14 protein-coding genes are annotated in these 17,534 nt (G+C 63.1%); all 14 read right to left on the minus strand.

Annotated features, from left to right (window positions below):
- Nucleotides 1-259 precede the first annotated feature (259 nt).
- Complete coding sequence (locus BGI01S_RS23290; protein ID WP_042328441.1) at nucleotides 260-2,695, minus strand: 3-hydroxyacyl-CoA dehydrogenase/enoyl-CoA hydratase family protein; 2,436 nt, start codon at nucleotides 2,693-2,695, stop codon at nucleotides 260-262.
- 133 nt (nucleotides 2,696-2,828) lie between these two features.
- Nucleotides 2,829-4,616, minus strand: coding sequence for an acyl-CoA dehydrogenase C-terminal domain-containing protein (locus BGI01S_RS23295; protein ID WP_042328442.1), 1,788 nt, complete (start codon nucleotides 4,614-4,616; stop codon nucleotides 2,829-2,831).
- A 97-nt stretch (nucleotides 4,617-4,713) separates the two neighbouring features.
- Nucleotides 4,714-5,313: a TetR/AcrR family transcriptional regulator gene (locus BGI01S_RS23300; protein WP_042328443.1), complete on the minus strand. Its 600-nt coding sequence runs from the start codon at nucleotides 5,311-5,313 to the stop codon at nucleotides 4,714-4,716.
- A gap of 443 nt (nucleotides 5,314-5,756) precedes the next feature.
- Nucleotides 5,757-7,316, minus strand: coding sequence for a tetratricopeptide repeat protein (locus BGI01S_RS23305; RefSeq protein ID WP_042328444.1), 1,560 nt, complete (start codon nucleotides 7,314-7,316; stop codon nucleotides 5,757-5,759).
- 245 nt (nucleotides 7,317-7,561) lie between these two features.
- Complete coding sequence (gene clsB, locus BGI01S_RS23310) at nucleotides 7,562-8,788, minus strand: cardiolipin synthase ClsB (RefSeq protein ID WP_232624378.1); 1,227 nt, start codon at nucleotides 8,786-8,788, stop codon at nucleotides 7,562-7,564.
- Nucleotides 8,789-8,811: 23 nt separating this feature from the next.
- Nucleotides 8,812-9,351 (minus strand): dihydroneopterin triphosphate diphosphatase, encoded by a 540-nt coding sequence (gene nudB / locus BGI01S_RS23315; protein WP_408638591.1) that lies wholly within the window; start codon nucleotides 9,349-9,351, stop codon nucleotides 8,812-8,814.
- A gap of 157 nt (nucleotides 9,352-9,508) precedes the next feature.
- On the minus strand, nucleotides 9,509-11,308 hold the full coding sequence (gene aspS, locus BGI01S_RS23320; protein WP_042328446.1) for an aspartate--tRNA ligase: 1,800 nt from the start codon (nucleotides 11,306-11,308) through the stop codon (nucleotides 9,509-9,511).
- Nucleotides 11,309-11,384: 76 nt separating this feature from the next.
- A complete protein-coding gene (locus tag BGI01S_RS23325; RefSeq protein WP_042328447.1) occupies nucleotides 11,385-12,038 on the minus strand; it encodes a DUF502 domain-containing protein in 654 nt (217 codons plus the stop codon).
- 74 nt (nucleotides 12,039-12,112) lie between these two features.
- Nucleotides 12,113-12,514: an FmdB family zinc ribbon protein gene (locus BGI01S_RS23330; protein WP_042328448.1), complete on the minus strand. Its 402-nt coding sequence runs from the start codon at nucleotides 12,512-12,514 to the stop codon at nucleotides 12,113-12,115.
- Between the two features lie 163 nt (nucleotides 12,515-12,677).
- Complete coding sequence (locus tag BGI01S_RS23335) at nucleotides 12,678-13,301, minus strand: class I SAM-dependent methyltransferase (RefSeq protein ID WP_042328449.1); 624 nt, start codon at nucleotides 13,299-13,301, stop codon at nucleotides 12,678-12,680.
- A gap of 44 nt (nucleotides 13,302-13,345) precedes the next feature.
- Nucleotides 13,346-14,923: a ubiquinone biosynthesis regulatory protein kinase UbiB gene (gene ubiB / locus BGI01S_RS23340; protein ID WP_042328450.1), complete on the minus strand. Its 1,578-nt coding sequence runs from the start codon at nucleotides 14,921-14,923 to the stop codon at nucleotides 13,346-13,348.
- Between the two features lie 15 nt (nucleotides 14,924-14,938).
- Nucleotides 14,939-15,583, minus strand: coding sequence for a ubiquinone biosynthesis accessory factor UbiJ (locus BGI01S_RS23345; RefSeq protein ID WP_042328451.1), 645 nt, complete (start codon nucleotides 15,581-15,583; stop codon nucleotides 14,939-14,941).
- A gap of 153 nt (nucleotides 15,584-15,736) precedes the next feature.
- Nucleotides 15,737-16,732, minus strand: a complete 996-nt coding sequence (locus BGI01S_RS23350) for a Tim44 domain-containing protein (protein ID WP_042328452.1) — start codon at nucleotides 16,730-16,732, stop codon at nucleotides 15,737-15,739.
- Between the two features lie 38 nt (nucleotides 16,733-16,770).
- Complete coding sequence (gene ubiE, locus BGI01S_RS23355) at nucleotides 16,771-17,502, minus strand: bifunctional demethylmenaquinone methyltransferase/2-methoxy-6-polyprenyl-1,4-benzoquinol methylase UbiE (RefSeq protein WP_042328453.1); 732 nt, start codon at nucleotides 17,500-17,502, stop codon at nucleotides 16,771-16,773.
- Nucleotides 17,503-17,534 lie beyond the last annotated feature (32 nt).

Here is a 17,534-nt window from a genome sequence, read left to right on the forward strand (position 1 = left end):
CGCCTACTCCCGCCCCATGCAGTTTTATCGCGGTCGGCGGGAGTTGGCGCTTTAGTGCCTACTCCCGCCCCATGCAGTTTTATCGCGGTCGGTGGGAGTTGGCGCTTTAGTGCCTACTCCCGCCCCATGCAGTTTTATCGCGGTCGGTGGGAGTTGGCGCTTTAGCGCCTACTCCCACCCCATGCAGTTTTATCGCGGTCGGTGGGAGTTGGCGCTTTAGCGCCTACTCCCACCCCATGCATAAGTTTGCGGTCGTCGCTTAATTGCGCACCGGCTTACCGGTCTGCAGCATGCCCATGATCCGTTCCTGCGTCTTCTGCGTGCCGAGCAGGTCAACGAACGCACGACGCTCGAGTTGCAGCAGCCATTCTTCGTCGACCAGACTGCCCGCTTCCACGTCGCCGCCGCACACCGCTTCCGCGATGCGGCTCGCGATCAGGAAGTCATGCTCGCTGATGAAGCGCCCGTCGCGCATATTGACGAGCGACGCCTTGATCGTCGAAATAGCCGAGCGCCCGGCGACTGGCACCTGCGTCACCCGCAGCGGCGGACGGTAACCCGCCGCCGTCAACGCGCGCGCTTCCTTCTTCGCGACGTCGAGCAGTTCGAACACGTTGAAGACGATCGTGTCGGACGGCTTCAGATAACCCATCGCGCGGGCGTCGAGCGCGGACGCCGAGACCTTCGCCATCGCCGCATTCTCGAACGACTTCTGCACGAACTTCAGCAGGTCGCTGGTCGCGCCGACCTGCGTCGCGGCTTCCGCCGCGCGCAATGCCGCTTCCTTCAGGCCGCCGCCCGCCGGCACGAGACCTACGCCCACTTCCACGAGGCCCATGTAGCTCTCGATGTGCGCGACCCGCTTCGCGCTATGCAGCGCCAGTTCGCAGCCGCCGCCGAGCGCGATGCCCGACACCGCCGAGATCACCGGCACGCTCGCGTACTTCACACGCAGCATCCCTTGCTGGAACTTCTTCACGAACGGCTCGATGCCTTTCGCGCCGCCCATCATGAACGCGGGCATCGCTTCTTCGAGATTCGCGCCCGCGGAGAACGGGCCGCCAGGCGTGCCGAGTTTCAGTGACGTCGGCTGCCACACGACGAGGCCCTTGTAGTCCTTCTCGGCCAGTTCGATCGCCTGCGTCAGGCCGTCGATCACCGACGGTCCGATCGTGTTCATCTTGCTCTTGAACGACACGATCAGCACATCGTTCTCGCCCGCGCGATCATCGACCCAGGCGCGTACGGCGTCGGTCTCGAACAACGTCTTGCCGTAGGTCTTCGGATCGGCCGACGTTTCGCCGACCAGCGGTGCGCGGAATACCTGCTTGTCGTAGACGGACAGCGACGAGCGCGGCACGAACGTCTTCGAAGCCGGTGACCACGAACCTTCGTTCGTATGCACGCCGCCCTTCTCCGCGACCACGCCTTCCAGCACCCACGACGGCAACGGCGCGTTCGACAGCGCCTTGCCCGCCGCGATATCTTCCTGCACCCACTCGGCGACCTGCTTCCAGCCGGCCGTCTGCCAGCCTTCGAACGGGCCTTCGTTCCAGCCGAAGCCCCAGCGGATCGCGAGGTCGACGTCGCGCGCGTTGTCGGCAATCGACTCCAGATGCACGCCGATGTACTGGTACACGTCGCGGAAAATCGCCCACAGGAACTGCGCCTGAGGATGCTCCGATTCGCGCAGCAGCTTCAGACGCTCAGCCGCCGGACGCTTCAGAATACGGCCGACCAGCTCGTCCGCCTTCGCACCGCCGTCGACGTACTCGCCCGTCTTCGGGTCGAGCACCTTGATCGCCTTGCCTTCCTTCTTGTAGAAACCGCCGCCGGTCTTCTGACCCAGCGCGCCCTTCTTCACCAGTTCGGCCAGCACGGCCGGCGTTTCGTAGACCGGGAAGAACGGGTCGTCCTTCAGCGTGTCCTGCATCGTCTTGATGACGTGCGCCATCGTGTCGAGACCGACGACGTCGGCGGTGCGGAACGTGGCCGACTTCGCGCGGCCCAGACGCGAGCCGGTCAGATCGTCCACTTCGTCGAAACGCAGACCGAACTTCGCGGCTTCCGTGATGACCGCAAGGATGGAGAAGATGCCGACGCGGTTGGCGATGAAGTTCGGCGTATCTTTCGCGCGCACGACGCCCTTGCCGACCACGCTCGTCAGGAACGTTTCGAGTTGATCGAGAATCTCGGGACGCGTCGTCGCGGTCGGGATCAGTTCGACCAGGTGCATGTAGCGCGGCGGATTGAAGAAGTGCACGCCGCAGAAGCGCTCTTTCAACTCAGCGGGAAAGCCTTCCGACAAAGCCGTGATCGACAGGCCCGACGTGTTGGTCGCGAAGATCGCGTTCGGCCCGATGTGCGGTGCGACCTTCTTGTACAGGTCGTGCTTCCAGTCCATCCGTTCGGCGATCGCTTCGATTACGACGTCGCATTCGGCGAGTTTCGCGATGTCGTCGTCGTAATTGGCGGGCTGAATGTATTGCGCGTCGTCCTTCACGCCGAACGGCGCCGGCGACAGCTTCTTCAGATTCTCGATCGCCTTCAGCGCGATCGCGTTCTTCGGGCCTTCTTTTGCGGGCAGGTCGAACAGCAGCACGGGCACCTTGGCGTTGATCAGGTGCGCGGCGATCTGTGCGCCCATCACGCCGGCGCCGAGCACGGCTACCTTGCGAATGATCAGATTGCTCACGTCGTTCCTCCGGTGGAGTTATGCGGATGTCGCGAAGCTTCAGGATGCTTCGCGATGTGTGGCTGGACAGGATGGAAGCAGGCGCCGCGCTTTCGATACGTGCGGCGCCTGCTTCGAAGTGTTTGCGTCGGACTTAGAACAGCGCTTCTTCGACGTCCATCAGCGACTTCGAACCCGCGCGCGCCTGACGGATCGTCATTGCGGTTTCCGGCAGCAGCTTCGCGAAGTAGAAGCGCGCGGTGGCGAGCTTGGCCTTGTAGAACGGATCACCCGACGACTCCTTGTCCAGCGCGATACGCGCCATGCGCGCCCAGAAGTACGAGAACACCAGATGGCCGACGGTGCGCAGATACGGCACGGCCGCGGCGCCGACTTCGTCCGGGTTCTGCATCGCCTTCATACCGATTTCCATCGTCAGCTTCTGCACCTTGTCGCCGATGTCGGCGAGCGGGTTCACGAACTCCTGCATCTCCGGCTTGATGCCTTCGGCTTCGACGAAGTCCGTCACCAGCTTGCCGAACTTCTTCATCTTCGCGCCCATGTCGCCGAGAATCTTGCGGCCGAGCAGGTCGAGCGCCTGAATCGCGTTGGTGCCTTCGTAGATCATGTTGATGCGCGCGTCGCGCACGTACTGCTCCATGCCCCACTCGGCAATGAAGCCGTGGCCGCCGTAAATCTGCATCGCGTGATTGGTGCCTTCGAACGCGTTGTCCGACAGGAACGCTTTCAGGATCGGCGTGAGCAGCGCGACGAGGTCGGCGGCTTCCTTGCGGACGGCTTCGTCGCCGTGCGACAGTTCCTTGTCGATATGCAGCGCGGACCAGTACGAGAACGCGCGCGCACCTTCCGCGTAGGCCTTTTGCGTGAGCAGCATGCGGCGCACGTCCGGATGCACGATGATCGGGTCGGCGGCTTTTTCGGGCGCCTTCGGGCCGGTCAGCGAACGCATCTGCAGACGCTCTTTCGCATACGTGAGCGAGTTCTGATACGCGACTTCGGTCAAGCCGAGGCTTTGCATGCCGACGCCGAGACGCGCGGCGTTCATCATCACGAACATCGCGTTGAGGCCCTTGTTCGGCTCGCCGACGAGCCAGCCCTTCGCGTTGTCGAGATTGATCACGCAGGTCGCGTTGCCGTGAATGCCCATCTTGTGTTCGATCGAGCCGCACTTCACGCCGTTGCGCTCGCCGGGCTCGCCCGCTTCGTTCGGCACGAACTTCGGCACGATGAACAGCGAAATGCCCTTGGTGCCCTTCGGCGCATCCGGCAGACGCGCGAGCACCAGGTGAACGATGTTCTCCGCGAGATCGTGTTCGCCGCTGGAGATGAAGATCTTCGTGCCGCTGATCGCATACGAGCCGTCGCTGTTCGGTTCGGCTTTGGTGCGGAGGATGCCGAGATCGGTGCCGCAATGCGGCTCGGTCAGGCACATCGTGCCGGTCCACACGCCCGCGACGAGCTTCGGCAGATAAGCCTTCTGAAGTTCGGGTGTGCCGTGCGCGTGCAGACATTCGTACGCGCCGTGCGAGAGGCCCGGATACATCGTCCACGCCTGATTGGCCGAGTTCAGCATTTCATACAGCGCGTTGTTGACGAACGCGGGCAGCCCCTGGCCGCCGTATTCCGGATCGCAGCCGAGCGCGGGCCAGCCGGCTTCGACATACTGTTGATACGCTTCCTTGAAACCCTTCGGCGTGGTCACGACGCCGTCGCCGACGTACGTGCAGCCTTCCTGATCGCCGCTGTGGTTGAGCGGGAACAACACTTCGGAGCAGAACTTGCCGGCTTCTTCGAGCACGGCGTTGATCGTGTCGGCGTCGAGATCCGCGTGCTTCGGCATCTGCTTGATCTCGGCTTCCACGTTGAGCAGTTCGTGCAACACGAATTGCATGTCGCGCAGCGGCGCGGCGTACTGTCCCATGACTCTCTCCAAAGTTTGACAAGAAGCCAGGCTGTTAGCCGAGTCCGTTGATCGGAACTTTCTGCGCCGCTGAATCCGGTTGGTTTCGACGACGCTGCTAACGGCTTTCGCTCTGATACGAAATAATCAATTTTTCCAGCGCAGCCCACGTGAGACGCACGGCATCCGGGAGGTGCAGGAAGCGCGCATCGTGATGCAGGCCGAGCGTGAAGCTGTAAAGTTCGAAGAGCATCAGCTGCGGGTCGGTGTCGGCGCGCAAATGCCCTTCTTCCATCGCCTGCGAAATCGCGCGCGTGAGCGCCGCACGCCAGATCGTCACGCTCGACACCAGTTGCTCGCGCACCGGGTTGTCGGCGCGGTCGTCGTATTCGACGGCGCCGCTGATGTAGATGCACCCGGTGGTGACTTCCTGAATGCGCTTCTCGATCCAACGGGAGATCATCGCGCGCAAGCGCGGCAAGCCACGCGGCTCGCGCAAGCTCGGGAAAAACACCTCGTCTTCAAAACGACGGTGATATTCGCGCACGACTTCGACCTGCAAATCCTCGCGCGACCCGAAATGCGCGAACACACCGCTTTTGCTCATCTGCATGCGTTCGGCCAGCAGGCCGATGGTCAGACCTTCCAGTCCGTCGCGGCTTGCCAGATCGAGTGCTGCGTCGAGAATCGCGACCCGCGTTTGTTCGCCTTTTCGCATAGCTGTTTTTTACCGTTCTAATGTGACCGAAAGAAAATCGAACGGCCGTACTATTATTGAGTCCCGCCGTCCGCGAAACAAGGACTTTATTAGAAACCGGTTTCTAACCGAGTTTCAATTCTGCGACATTCGTCAATCAGAGGAATGAGATTTTTTAGAGGCGTTTGCCTTGAGACAGCCATTGCCATTCAGCGTGCGTGCTTCTCTGACTTGTTTCAACCGGCCGACATGATGCAGCAAGCCGGGGGGAATCAAGAAGGGTTTGATGAGATGCGCGGATGGGCAGCCGGTTTATTGCGGGGATTGTGATGGTCTGCGATGGGCTTGCGGGCCGTGGGACGCGATCGTTGCAACGCCTTCGCGTGCGTGAGCAGAACCACGGCGACGGCCGAGGAGCGGCGCTAGCGCGAGCCCGCATGCTCGCGCGCTTGCGCGGAACGGAGTCATTCGCCCGGTGGAAATTCCTGCTTCAACGCGACGCCGACCCGCGCCAGCACGTCGTCCCAATCGCCTCGCTGTGTCTGCGTGAAAAGACGCAGGCCGGGATACCAGGGACTGTCGTCGCGGCCGCGCAGCCAGCGCCAGCAGCCCGCGAAACGGTTCAGCAACCAGACTGGTTTGCCCAGCGCGGCAGCAAGATGCGCCACTGAGGTATCGACGGAAATCACCAGATCGAGGTTGTCGATCAACGCGGCGGTATCTGCGAAATCCGAGAGTTCATCAGTCCAGTCGGTTAAACGCGCCTGGCTGACGGCGTCGGCGAGTTTCGTGGGATCGTCGGTCTTTTGCAGACTGATCCAGCGCACGTGGCGCAGCGCGAGCAGCGGCGCGATCTGCGTGGCCACGAGGCTGCGGCGGCGGTCCACCGCAATGCCTGAATGGCCGCCCGCCCACACGATGCCGACGCGCGGCAAATGCGCGGCAGGCAGCGCTTCGAGCCGCGCACGCCAGTCGCCGGCGCGCGCGGCGTCGGCATGCAGATAGGGACGCGCGGCCGGGATCGTGGCGACGCGGGTGCCGAAAGCCATCGGCAGGGACATCAGCGGGCAGTAACGATCCCAGTGGCTCAGATCGGCCGGCACCGCGTCGAGCAGCACGAGGCCCGGCCAGCGCGCGCACAACGACTGCTCGTACAGGCGACGCAACGGCGGCGGGCACACGTACCCCACTCGGGAAAAATCCCCGAGCGCTAACGGCAAGTAGCGTACGAACTGCAGACTGTCGCCATAGCCTTGCTCGTCGAGGACGAGCAGACGTTCATCGGATGCGCGCTCGGGGCGCACGCCTTCGGCAATGAACGCTCCGTCGCCCAACCATCGCGGCAGCGCGACTTGCACGGGCTGCGGTGCGGGCCGGCCATCAGCTTGTTTGAAGCTGACCCAGCGGTCTTCGAAATACGGCCATCCCTCTTCGTAGCGGCCGGTGGCGAGCAAAACCATTGCGAGGTTGTTGCGGGCGACGAGGTTCGTCGGCGCCAGTTCGAGCGCGCGCCGATAGTACCGCTCGGCGTCTTCCGTCGCACCGAGATCCGCGTGGATGCGCCCCAGATTGTTGTGCGCCGCCGAGTGTTGCGGGTCGATTTCGAGCGTTCGACGGTAGCTGATTTCGGCGTCTTCGAGACGCTCGAGGTGTTGCAGCGTTAGCCCGAGGTTGTAGTGCAGCGCGACGAAATCCGGTTGTAGCGCGAGGCCTTGCCGCAGGCTGCCGACCGCTCGCGGATAGTCGCCGAGTTTGAGTTGAATCGCGTAAAGCGTGTTGTACAGAATCGGTTCGGGGCGAATGCGGATCGCACGTTCGAGCCAGTCCCGCGCGCTTTGTGTGTGACCACCCACCAGGGCGAGCAAACCTTGCAGATGGATCGCGCCGACATGCTCGCTGTCATGCGCGAGGATTCGATCGGCGAGCGCTTGCACCGCGTCAAAGCGGCCGGCTTGATAGGCCGCTATGGCTTCGTCGTGGAGGCTCGATGTGTCGATGGAATCTGCTGGCTGAGAAACGGGCATGGTTGGCGACCGAGCGTCCATGACGCACCGGTCGCTCGATTTCTATTGAACGGAAATTATGTGTGAGGTGCGGGGGGGCGTCTTTAGGAGCGTTCTGAAACGCGTGGGTGTCGGGCGCTACGCTTCGCGTCAGTGCGGCACACCGTATGACTGGCTCGCGAGTGAACGGAGCGGAGGTTGTCGTTGCGGATTGCGCGCGCCTGCCGCGCATCCGGCCACCATCGTCACAAGCACACGACGACCGCCTAGTCGTACCCACCCACCGTCAACAGCTTCATCGCCACGCGATAGCTCGTATAAGCCAGCCAGTTCAGCGCACGCTCGCCGGCCGGACGCGACTCGTAGTGCGCTTCGTCGATACGGCGTGAATCCTTGAACGCATCGAGTATCGCCTCGCGCAATGCGTCGATCGACGGGTCGTTCACCAGCACGACGTTCGCTTCGTTGTTGAGCATCAAACTCAGCGCATCGAGGTTCGACGAACCCACGGTCCCCCAGGACGAATCCACCACGGCGACCTTGCCGTGCAGCAGCGTCTTCTCATACTCGGCGATCTGCACGCCGGCCTTGAGCAGCGCATGGTAAAGAAACGGCACCGCGTAATCAAGCGCCTTGAACTCCTTGCGCCCGATGATCAGCTTCACCACCACACCGCGTCGTGCCGCGAACACCAGCGCGCGCCGCAGCTTGCGCCCCGGCATGAAGTACGGATTGGCCAGCAGTATTTCGTGACGCGCCTGGCCGATCGCGGCCAGATACGCCTTTTCGATCGCGCGGCGATTGATCAGGTTATCGCGCGCGACGAACGCCACGCATGGCTGCCCGCCGGCCCACAGCTCCTCGTTGCGGCGGCGCCGACGCCGCCGCAAGCTGCCGAGCGACGCGGGGGTATGCGTTCCCAGATCCGGTTCCATCGCCTCGATCGGCCGATGCCCGAGTTGAATCCGCCGCCACTGCACCTCGAACGCCTGACGGACGTCGGCGACCACTGGCCCGTGCAACTCGACCGCGAAATCCCAGCGCCGGTAGGGCAATGTCTCGCCGTTGTTCTCATAGTCGTCGACGATGTTGATCCCACCGCAATACGCAAACTGATCGTCGATCACGGCGAGCTTGCGGTGCGTGCGCGAAAAGCCGAAGCGCCCGAACAGATGCGGGTTGTAGATGCGATGATCGACGCCGGCAAGCGGCCACTCGTTGAACATCGGCAGACGCGCGGTGCCGATGCCGTCGGTGATCACGCGCACCTTCACGCCGCGCGACGCCGCGCGCAGCAATGCCGCGCTGACTTCCTTCCCGGCGGCGTCGCCGCAGAAGATATAGGTTTCCAGAACGACGTCGTGCTGCGCGGCATCGATCCGTTCGATCAGCGCGTCGAAAAAAGCGTCACCCGAGCGCAGCAACCTGACTTCGTTGCCGCTGGTGAAGCGATAACGCTGCCAATAACGGCGGCCAAGCAGCGCGTGACGCAGCCGGGAGAAACGACCACCCGCGCTCACCGGCTGCGCCCCGCGACATGGGCGTTCGCCGAACGCGCGGCGAGCCGCCTCGGCAATTGCAAGATCGCATCCGCATTCGACGACGAGAAGCAGCGCGACGCCGCTTCCTCGTACGGCAACCACAGAAACGCGGTGTGCTCGCGCGGCGCGAGCGTCACTTCGAGTTGCTCGGGCACCTGCACGCTGAACCAGTGTTCGGTGTTGTGGATCACGCCTTCGGCGTAGCGATGGCGGAACTCCGGATAGATCTCGTATTCGATCGAGTATTGCCAGTCGAACAACGCGCTCTGCGGCACCCGTGTTCCGCCGATCACGATGCCAGTCTCCTCGGCGACTTCGCGCGTGGCCGTCTCGACGAGCGGTTCATCGAGCCGGTCTTTGGAACCGGTCACCGATTGCCAGAAACCCGCATGGTCGGCGCGCTCGATCAGCAGCACGTCGAGCGCGGGCGTATGGATGATGACGAGGACAGATTGCGGAATCTTCGGCGGTTTCGGCATGGCGTAAAAACTGGGCGCAACGCGTGCGCGATACATGTCGGCGAGTGGTCGAATGAGCGGTCGAGAGCGTGAGCGGTCGAAAGCGGTTGCTTCGACTGTAACGCAAAAAAAGAAAAAGGCGCCTGGAGTTTCCTCCTGCGCCTTTTCGTTTGCTCGTGCTGTCGTTTTCAGACAGCAATCACTTGCACTTGACTCAAGCCTTCGGTTCCGGCGTACGCAGACGGATGTGCAGTTCGCGCAACTGGCGCTCGTCCACTTCGCTCGGTGCCTGCGTGAGCAAACACTGTGCGCGTTGCGTCTTCGGGAACGCGATCACGTCGCGGATCGAATCGGCGCCGGCCATCATCGTGACGATGCGGTCCAGACCGAATGCGATACCGCCGTGCGGCGGCGCGCCGTATTGCAGCGCGTCGAGCAGGAAACCGAACTTGGCTTGCGCTTCTTCCGCGTTGATCTTCAGCGCGCGGAACACCTTGCTCTGCACTTCTTCACGATGGATACGCACCGAACCGCCGCCGATTTCCCAGCCGTTCAGCACCATGTCGTAGGCCTTCGCGAGGCAGCGCGCCGGGTCCGTTTCGAGGTACTCGAGGTGCTCGTCCTTCGGGCTCGTGAACGGGTGATGCGCGGCCACGTAGCGGTTGTCTTCCTCGTCGTATTCGAACATCGGGAAGTCGACCACCCACAGCGGCTTCCAGCCGGATTCGACGAGGCCGTTGGCCTTGCCGAATTCCGAGTGACCGATCTTCAGACGCAGCGCGCCGAGGCTGTCGTTCACCACCTTCGCGCGATCCGCCGCGAAGAAAATGATGTCGCCGTCTTGCGCGCCAGTGCGCTCGATGATCGCCTTGACCGCTTCGTCGTGCAGGTTCTTGACGATCGGGCTTTGCAGACCGTCACGGCCCTTCGCGACTTCGTTGACCTTGATCCACGCGAGACCCTTCGCGCCGTAGATGCGCACGAATTCCGTGTAGCTGTCGATGTCGCCGCGCGAAAGTTCGCCGCCCTTCGGTACGCGGATCGCCGCGACGCGGCCGTCCTTCGTGTTGGCCGGCGTGCTGAACACCTTGAAGTCGACGTCCTTGACCGCATCCGTCAGGTCCGTGAATTCGAGCTTCACGCGCAGGTCCGGCTTGTCCGAACCGAAGCGGCGCATCGCTTCCGAATACAGCATGACCGGGAATTTTTCGTCCAGCGAAACGCCGATCGTTTCCTTGAACACGTGACGGATCATGTCTTCGAACAGATCGCGGATTTCCTGTTCCGACAGGAACGAGGTTTCGCAGTCGATCTGCGTGAATTCCGGTTGACGGTCGGCGCGCAGGTCTTCGTCGCGGAAGCACTTGACGATCTGGTAGTAGCGATCGAAGTTCGCCACCATCAGCAGTTGCTTGAACAGCTGCGGCGACTGCGGCAGCGCGAAGAACTGACCCGGGTTCGTACGCGACGGCACGAGGTAGTCGCGCGCGCCTTCCGGCGTGCTCTTCGTGAGCATCGGCGTTTCGATGTCGATGAAGCCCAGCGAGTCGAGATACTTGCGCGCTTCGATCGCGACGCGGTAACGCAGACGCAGGTTGTGCTGCATCTGCGGACGGCGCAGGTCGAGCACACGGTGCGTGAGGCGCGTGGTTTCCGACAGGTTGTCGTCGTCGAGCTGAAACGGCGGCGTGATCGACGCGTTCAGCACGATCAGCTCGTGGCACAGCACTTCGATCTTGCCGCTCTTCAGCGCGGCGTTGGTCGTGCCTTCCGGACGGCTGCGCACGACACCCTTGATCTGCAGGCAGAACTCGTTGCGCACGCCTTCGGCGGCCTTGAACATCTCCGCGCGATCCGGGTCGCAGACGACCTGGACGAGCCCTTCGCGATCGCGCAGGTCGATGAAGATGACGCCGCCATGGTCGCGGCGGCGGCTCACCCAGCCGCACAGCGAGACAGTTTGGCCCAGCCGTTCTTCGGTCACTAGACCGCAGTATTCAGTTCTCATCGACATGATGTTTGTCTTTCGTTTTGCATTGATTGATCGGCGCGCCGCAGTTGAACACTGCGTGAAACTTTGCGCACCGGCATTACAGCGGAGGCTCGACTGTCGTGCGGCGCACCGGCGCCGGAGGCGCGGACGGCGCCACGACGCCCATCGAGACGATGTACTTGAGCGCAGCGTCGACGGTCATGTCGAGTTCGATCACTTCGCTCCTGGGCACCATCAGGAAGAAGCCGGACGTGGGGTTCGGCGTAGTCGGCACATAGACGCTGACGTAATCTTCTTTCAGGTGGTTGACCACGTCGCCGCCCGGAATGCCGGTCAGAAACGCGATCGTATAGGAGCCACGGCGCGGGTATTCGATCAGCAGCGCCTTGCGGAACGCATTGCCGCTGCTCGACAGCAACGTGTCGGACACCTGCTTGACGCTGGTGTAGAGCGGGCCGACCACCGGAATGTGGGCGACCAGCAGTTCCCACCACTTCACGAGCTTCTGCCCAATGAAGTTCTGCGTCAACAGCCCGACGACAAAGATGAACGCGAGCGTCAGCACCGCGCCGAGGCCGGGCAGCCGATAGCCGATGGCGCGCTCAGGCTGCCAGGAAGTCGGCAGCAGCAACAGCGTCTGGTCCATCGTGCCGATGATCAGACCGAGCACCCACAGTGTGATAGCCAAAGGCACCAGCACCAGCAGGCCGGTCAGGAACACCGATTTGAGCGTCGTTTTTTTCGTCGTCATGTGTACCGCCAGAAAGCCGCGCGAGCCGAGGCTCAACGCGCGGCGTGTGCGCCGCCCGTGAGGGCGGCAGTCCACTAGGCGCTGCCGGGACCGCTCGAGTTAGCCGAGGCGGCCGGTGCGGCAGCAGGCGCGGCCGGCGTAGCGGCTGCGCTCGATGAACCGGCTGCGGCCGTACCGCTGGCCGAACCCGCATCGGAATTGGCGGCGCCGTTACCGGCGGCCGCGGCGTTCTCGCTCGCGCCATTCGACGCGCCGTTCGCGTCGGGCTTGGCCGGCGCACTGGTGCCGCCATTGCCGCCGCGGAAATCGGTCACGTACCAGCCGGAGCCCTTCAACTGGAAACCGGCGGCAGTGACCTGCTTGCGAAAGGTGTCTTTCCCGCATTCGGGACACTGCGTCAACTGGGGGTCGCTCATCTTCTGAAGCACGTCCTTCCCGAAGCCGCATGACTCGCAACGATAAGCGTAGATCGGCATGAACTTTTCCCTACTGAAATCTTGTAAACGCTTGCAAAGCCTTGAATTATAGCCGCAAACGATATCCGCCCCGTGGTTTTCGGGAACCGATGCTCGACGCGACCGCCGTTGCGGTAAATGGGGGCGGCACGCGGTCGAATCAAGTGTGCGGCGGCGCGCGCTGTCACATGCGGCGGCGCCAGCTGAGCCAGCGCTCGCGTCCGGCGAACACGGCGATCGAATCGTTCACGGCTTCGTCTTCGATCAGCTCGAAGTATGGCGTGAGCAGCGCGTCGAGTTCGGCTCGCTCGATACCGAACGGCGGCCCCTTGGGCGTCGCGCCGATGAAATAGAAGCCCGCGAGCAGCGCGCCGCCGGGCAGCAGTTCGGCCATCCGGCGCGCATAGTCGGTGCGACGTGCCGGCGGCAATGCGCAGAGGAACGCGCGCTCGTAAATCCATGCGGGCGTGAAAGGCGGCTCATAGGTGAAGAAATCCGCCTGCTCCACCAAGTGCGCGTGTTGCGCGCCGAGTTGCTCGTGCGCCGCCGCGACGGCGGCCGACGAGAAATCGATCGCGCGGACCGGGTTGCCCTGCCCGGCGAGCCAGACGGCCTCGTACGCGCTGCCGCACCCCGGAATCAGCACCGCTGCGCCGCGATGCCGCTCGGCGAACGCGCGGAACGCGGACGGCACGCCCGCCTGATCCCACGGCATGAAGCCGCGCTCGAAGCGCTCGTCCCAGAACGCCGGTGAGTTGGGGTCGCGTGTCGTGAAATCGGGCGTGGTGGGTTGGGTCGGGTCGCTCATCAGATGCCTCGCAGGGGTTGCGGAAGTCGCGCGGATGGTCGCAATCAACCGCCGTAGGCCAGCGCCAGAAACGCGCGCGCCAGCACCGCGCCGACCCCGATCGCGACGCCGAACAACAACAGCCCTTGCAGCAGCCGGTTGGTGCGTTTCTGCTCGAGCAGGATCTGGCGAATCATCTCGTCGTTCGCGCCGCGCGTGTTGTCATGCCGCTCGGCAAGCACGCGATGAATCAGGCGCGGCAGCTGCGGCAGCGTCTTGCTCCACTGCGGCGCCTCGATCTTCAGGCGCTCGTACCAGCCGCGCACGCCGATCTGCTCGTTCATCCAGCGTTCGAGATAAGGCTTCGCGGTCTTCCACAGGTCCAGCTCCGGATCGAGCGAGCGACCCAGCCCTTCCACGTTCAGCATGGTTTTTTGCAGCAGCACCAGTTGCGGCTGGATTTCGACATTGAAACGGCGCGAGGTCGAGAACAGGCGCATCAGCACCTGGCCGAGCGAAATGTCTTTCAGCGCGCGGTCGAAATACGGCTCGCACACTGCGCGGATCGCGCTTTCGAGTTCCTCGACGCGAGTGGTCGGCGGCACCCAGCCCGACTCCAGATGCAGCGTGGCGACGCGATGGTAATCGCGCTTGAAGAACGCGAGGAAGTTCTGCGCGAGATAGTTCTTGTCGAAGTCCGACAGCGCGCCGATGATCCCGAAGTCCAGCGCGATATAGCGGCCGAAGTGCGCTGGATCGAGGCTCACCTGAATGTTGCCCGGGTGCATGTCGGCGTGGAAGAAACCGTCGCGGAACACCTGGGTGAAGAAAATCTCGACGCCTTCGCGCGCCAGCTTCGGAATGTCGACGCCGGCCGCGCGCAGCGTTTCGACCTGGCTGATCGGCACGCCGACCATGCGCTCCATCACCAGCACCGTGGGCGTGCAGAACTCCCAGTACATCTCCGGCACCAGCAGCAGATCGAGTCCGACGAAGTTGCGCCGCAACTGGCTGCCGTTGGCCGCCTCGCGCATCAGGTCGAGTTCGTCGTGCAGGTATTTGTCGAATTCGGCGACCACTTCGCGCGGCTTCAGGCGCTTGCCGTCGGCCCACAGGCGCTCGGCCCACACGGCGATGTCGCGCAGTAGCGCGAGGTCGGAGTCGATCACCGGCAGCATGTTCGGGCGTAGCACCTTCACCGCGACTGCCTTGCCCGCGTGCTGGCCGGCCTTCACCTTCGCGAAGTGCACCTGCGCGATCGACGCGCTCGCCACCGGCACCCGTTCGAAATCGTCGAAAAGTACGTCGACCGGCGCGCCGAGCGACTTCTCCACCAGCCCGATCGCGACCGCCGAATCGAACGGCGGCACCTGATCCTGGAGCTTCGCCAGTTCGTTGGCGATGTCCACCGGTAGCAGATCGCGCCGGGTCGACAACACCTGGCCGAACTTGACGAAGATCGGCCCGAGGCTCTCGAGCGCGAGCCGCAGACGCACGCCCGGCGGCGCGTCGAACTTGCGGCCGATCGTGGTGATACGCAGCAGCAGACGCACGCGCCGGTCGTTGACGCGGCTCAGCATCATTTCATCGAGGCCGAAACGGATGACCGTGAAAAAAATCTTGAGGAAGCGCAGAAAACGCATAGTTGTGCCCGGTGACTAGCGCGTGCCGCGCAACGTGGCGGCGCCGCCCGGCGCATTCGCGCCGCGGGCTTCGACCTTCTGTTCAAGACGCTCGATGCGTTTTTCCACGCGCGCCAACGCGTCACGCGCGCGGGCGAGTTCGACGTTGAAGTCTTCGAGCGCGGTGCGGCGCACCAGCTGCGGGTTCTCGTCGAGCAGATATTCGGCGGCCGTGTCGAGCAGGTTGCGACCGGTGCGCTGCACATGCTCACCGACCGTGCGCACTACCGACGCAACCCGCCACGCCGGACCGTCGCCGATCAGCTTCGCCAGATCTTCCTCCGGCTCCCAGCGCAAATGCTCGGCGAGTTTCGCGATCACGGTGGCGAACTCGGCGTCGCCTTCGATTTTCACGTGCTTCATGACGGCGGCCTGGCCGCCTTGCACAAAGGCCGGCAGCGCGTCGGACGGCACCGAGACGGTCACGTCGAACTGATGCGTTTCGGTTTCGCCGACCGCGGCCAGATAACCGTCCGGTTGCACTAGCAACGTCAACACGACCGGCGGACACGAAAGGCGTGCAGTCTTGCCCGCGTAGGGGACGAGGCGCTCACGAGCCCACGATTCACGGGCGAGCAGATGATTGACAGCAGCAGCGAAGGGCTTGGCGGCGAGGGTCATCGAAAGTGGGCAAGAAAAAACCCGCGCGAACGAGGTGCTCGCGCGGGTTCCTATTGTAACGTCCGTTCGCTTCGCGGCCTGCTATGCCGAACGGCCAACGTTATGAGCAAAATCAGGAGGAGCCACACCGCACGGCTCTGTCCTGCTCGCAGCTTAGTGTTGCGTGACTTGCTGGATGCCGGCCAGCAACCAGCCTTCGCCGTCGCGGTTCGCTTTCGACAGGTTCCAGACTTCGACGAACGGCTCGGCGGCCGCACCCGGCGCCTCGCGGATCAAGCCGGAGAAGCGCACGCTCGCGAAGTATTCGCTTGCACGCTCTTCGACGCCCAGCAGTTCGGCGTTCAGTTGCACGACGTCCGTCTGGTTAGTCTCGGACCCGCGCGAAGCCAGATCCACGCGCACTTCGGCGAACATTTCCGGCGTGGTGAATTCGCGGATGTCGTCGATGTTGCCGACGTCCCACGCGGCTTGCAAACGCACGAAATACACCTTCGCGTTACGCAGGAACGCTTCCGAATCGAAGCCGGCCGGCACCGCCGGCGCGGCGTTGATGGCCGGCGTGGTCAGCGGGTTGCCCTGCGGTTCGAGGTACGAGCCCGACGGCGGCGCGGTATAGCGCGGCTCCTGCGTATAGCCGGTGCCGCCCGTGTTCAGCGACGGCGACGCGCCAGCGTACGCCGGTTGCGCCGTATCGCGCTTGCGGCCCATGAAGCGGCGGATCAGCCAGATCACGACCATCGCGATCACCGCGATGATGATCACGTTGGCCATCATGCCGGCAAACGCTTCACCCATACCGAAATGCGACAGCAACGCAGCGATGCCGAGACCGGCGGCGAGGCCCGCGATTGGTCCGAGCCAGCGATTGCGGTTAGGCGCGGCAGGCGGCGTCGGCGTCGGCGTCGGTTGCGCGCGTTGCTGCTGCATCGCCTGATTGCTTTGGGAAGGTTGCGACGGCGTCGCCTGATGTTGCTGTTGAACGGTGTTCGACTGACGGCCGAAACTGCGGCCACCGCCCATGCGGCGAGCTTCCGCATCGAGCGAAGCGAGGGAGCCGGCCATGATCAGACCGACCATCGCGATCAGTCCGATTCTTCTCACCAGCGACCGCTTAACCTTACGGAGAGATAACACACCTGAATCGGACATTTTCGTACTTTCCTTTAAAAATCGATGGGTTAGGGACCCTAGTATTTGGTCCCCACGTGTAAAGCTACCACGCCAGCTGACAAATTGTAATATTTGACGCCGTCGAGACCCGCTTGTTCCATCATTGTTTTTAAAGTTTCCTGGTCCGGATGCATCCGGATCGATTCCGCGAGGTACTGGTAGCTCTCGGCATCTTTCGCAAAGCGCTCGCCGAGCCAAGGCAGCACTTTAAAAGAATAGACGTCGTAGACCTTCTTGAGCGGATCCCACACCTTCGAAAATTCCAGCACGAGCAGACGCCCCGCCGGCTTCAGCACGCGGCGCATCTCCGCCAGCGCGACATCCTTATGCGTCATGTTGCGCAAGCCGAATGCCACGGTGACTACGTCGAAGTAGTTGTCCGGAAACGGAATTTTCTCGGCGTCGCAGAGCAGCGCCGGGGTGATGACGCCCTTGTCCAGCAACCGGTCACGGCCCACGCGCAGCATCGATTCGTTGATGTCGGTGTGCCAGACTTCGCCGGTCTGGCCGGCCTGTTTCGCGAAAGCCTTGGATAGATCGCCGGTGCCGCCCGCAATGTCGAGCACCTTGTAGCCCGGCCGGACGTTCGCCTGGGCGATCGTGAACATCTTCCACGCCCGGTGCAACCCGCCAGACATCAGGTCGTTCATCAAGTCGTAGTTAGCGGCAACCGAGTGGAATACGCCCGCCACCTTCTGCGCTTTTTCCTGTTCGTCGACCGATTGAAAGCCGAAGTGGGTTTTGCTCATCGCGCTCGTCCTTTCGCGTATTCTGAAATGTT

Source organism: Paraburkholderia ginsengisoli NBRC 100965 (genome assembly GCF_000739735.1).
In the GTDB taxonomy this organism is placed as follows: Bacteria; Pseudomonadota; Gammaproteobacteria; order Burkholderiales; family Burkholderiaceae; genus Paraburkholderia; species Paraburkholderia ginsengisoli.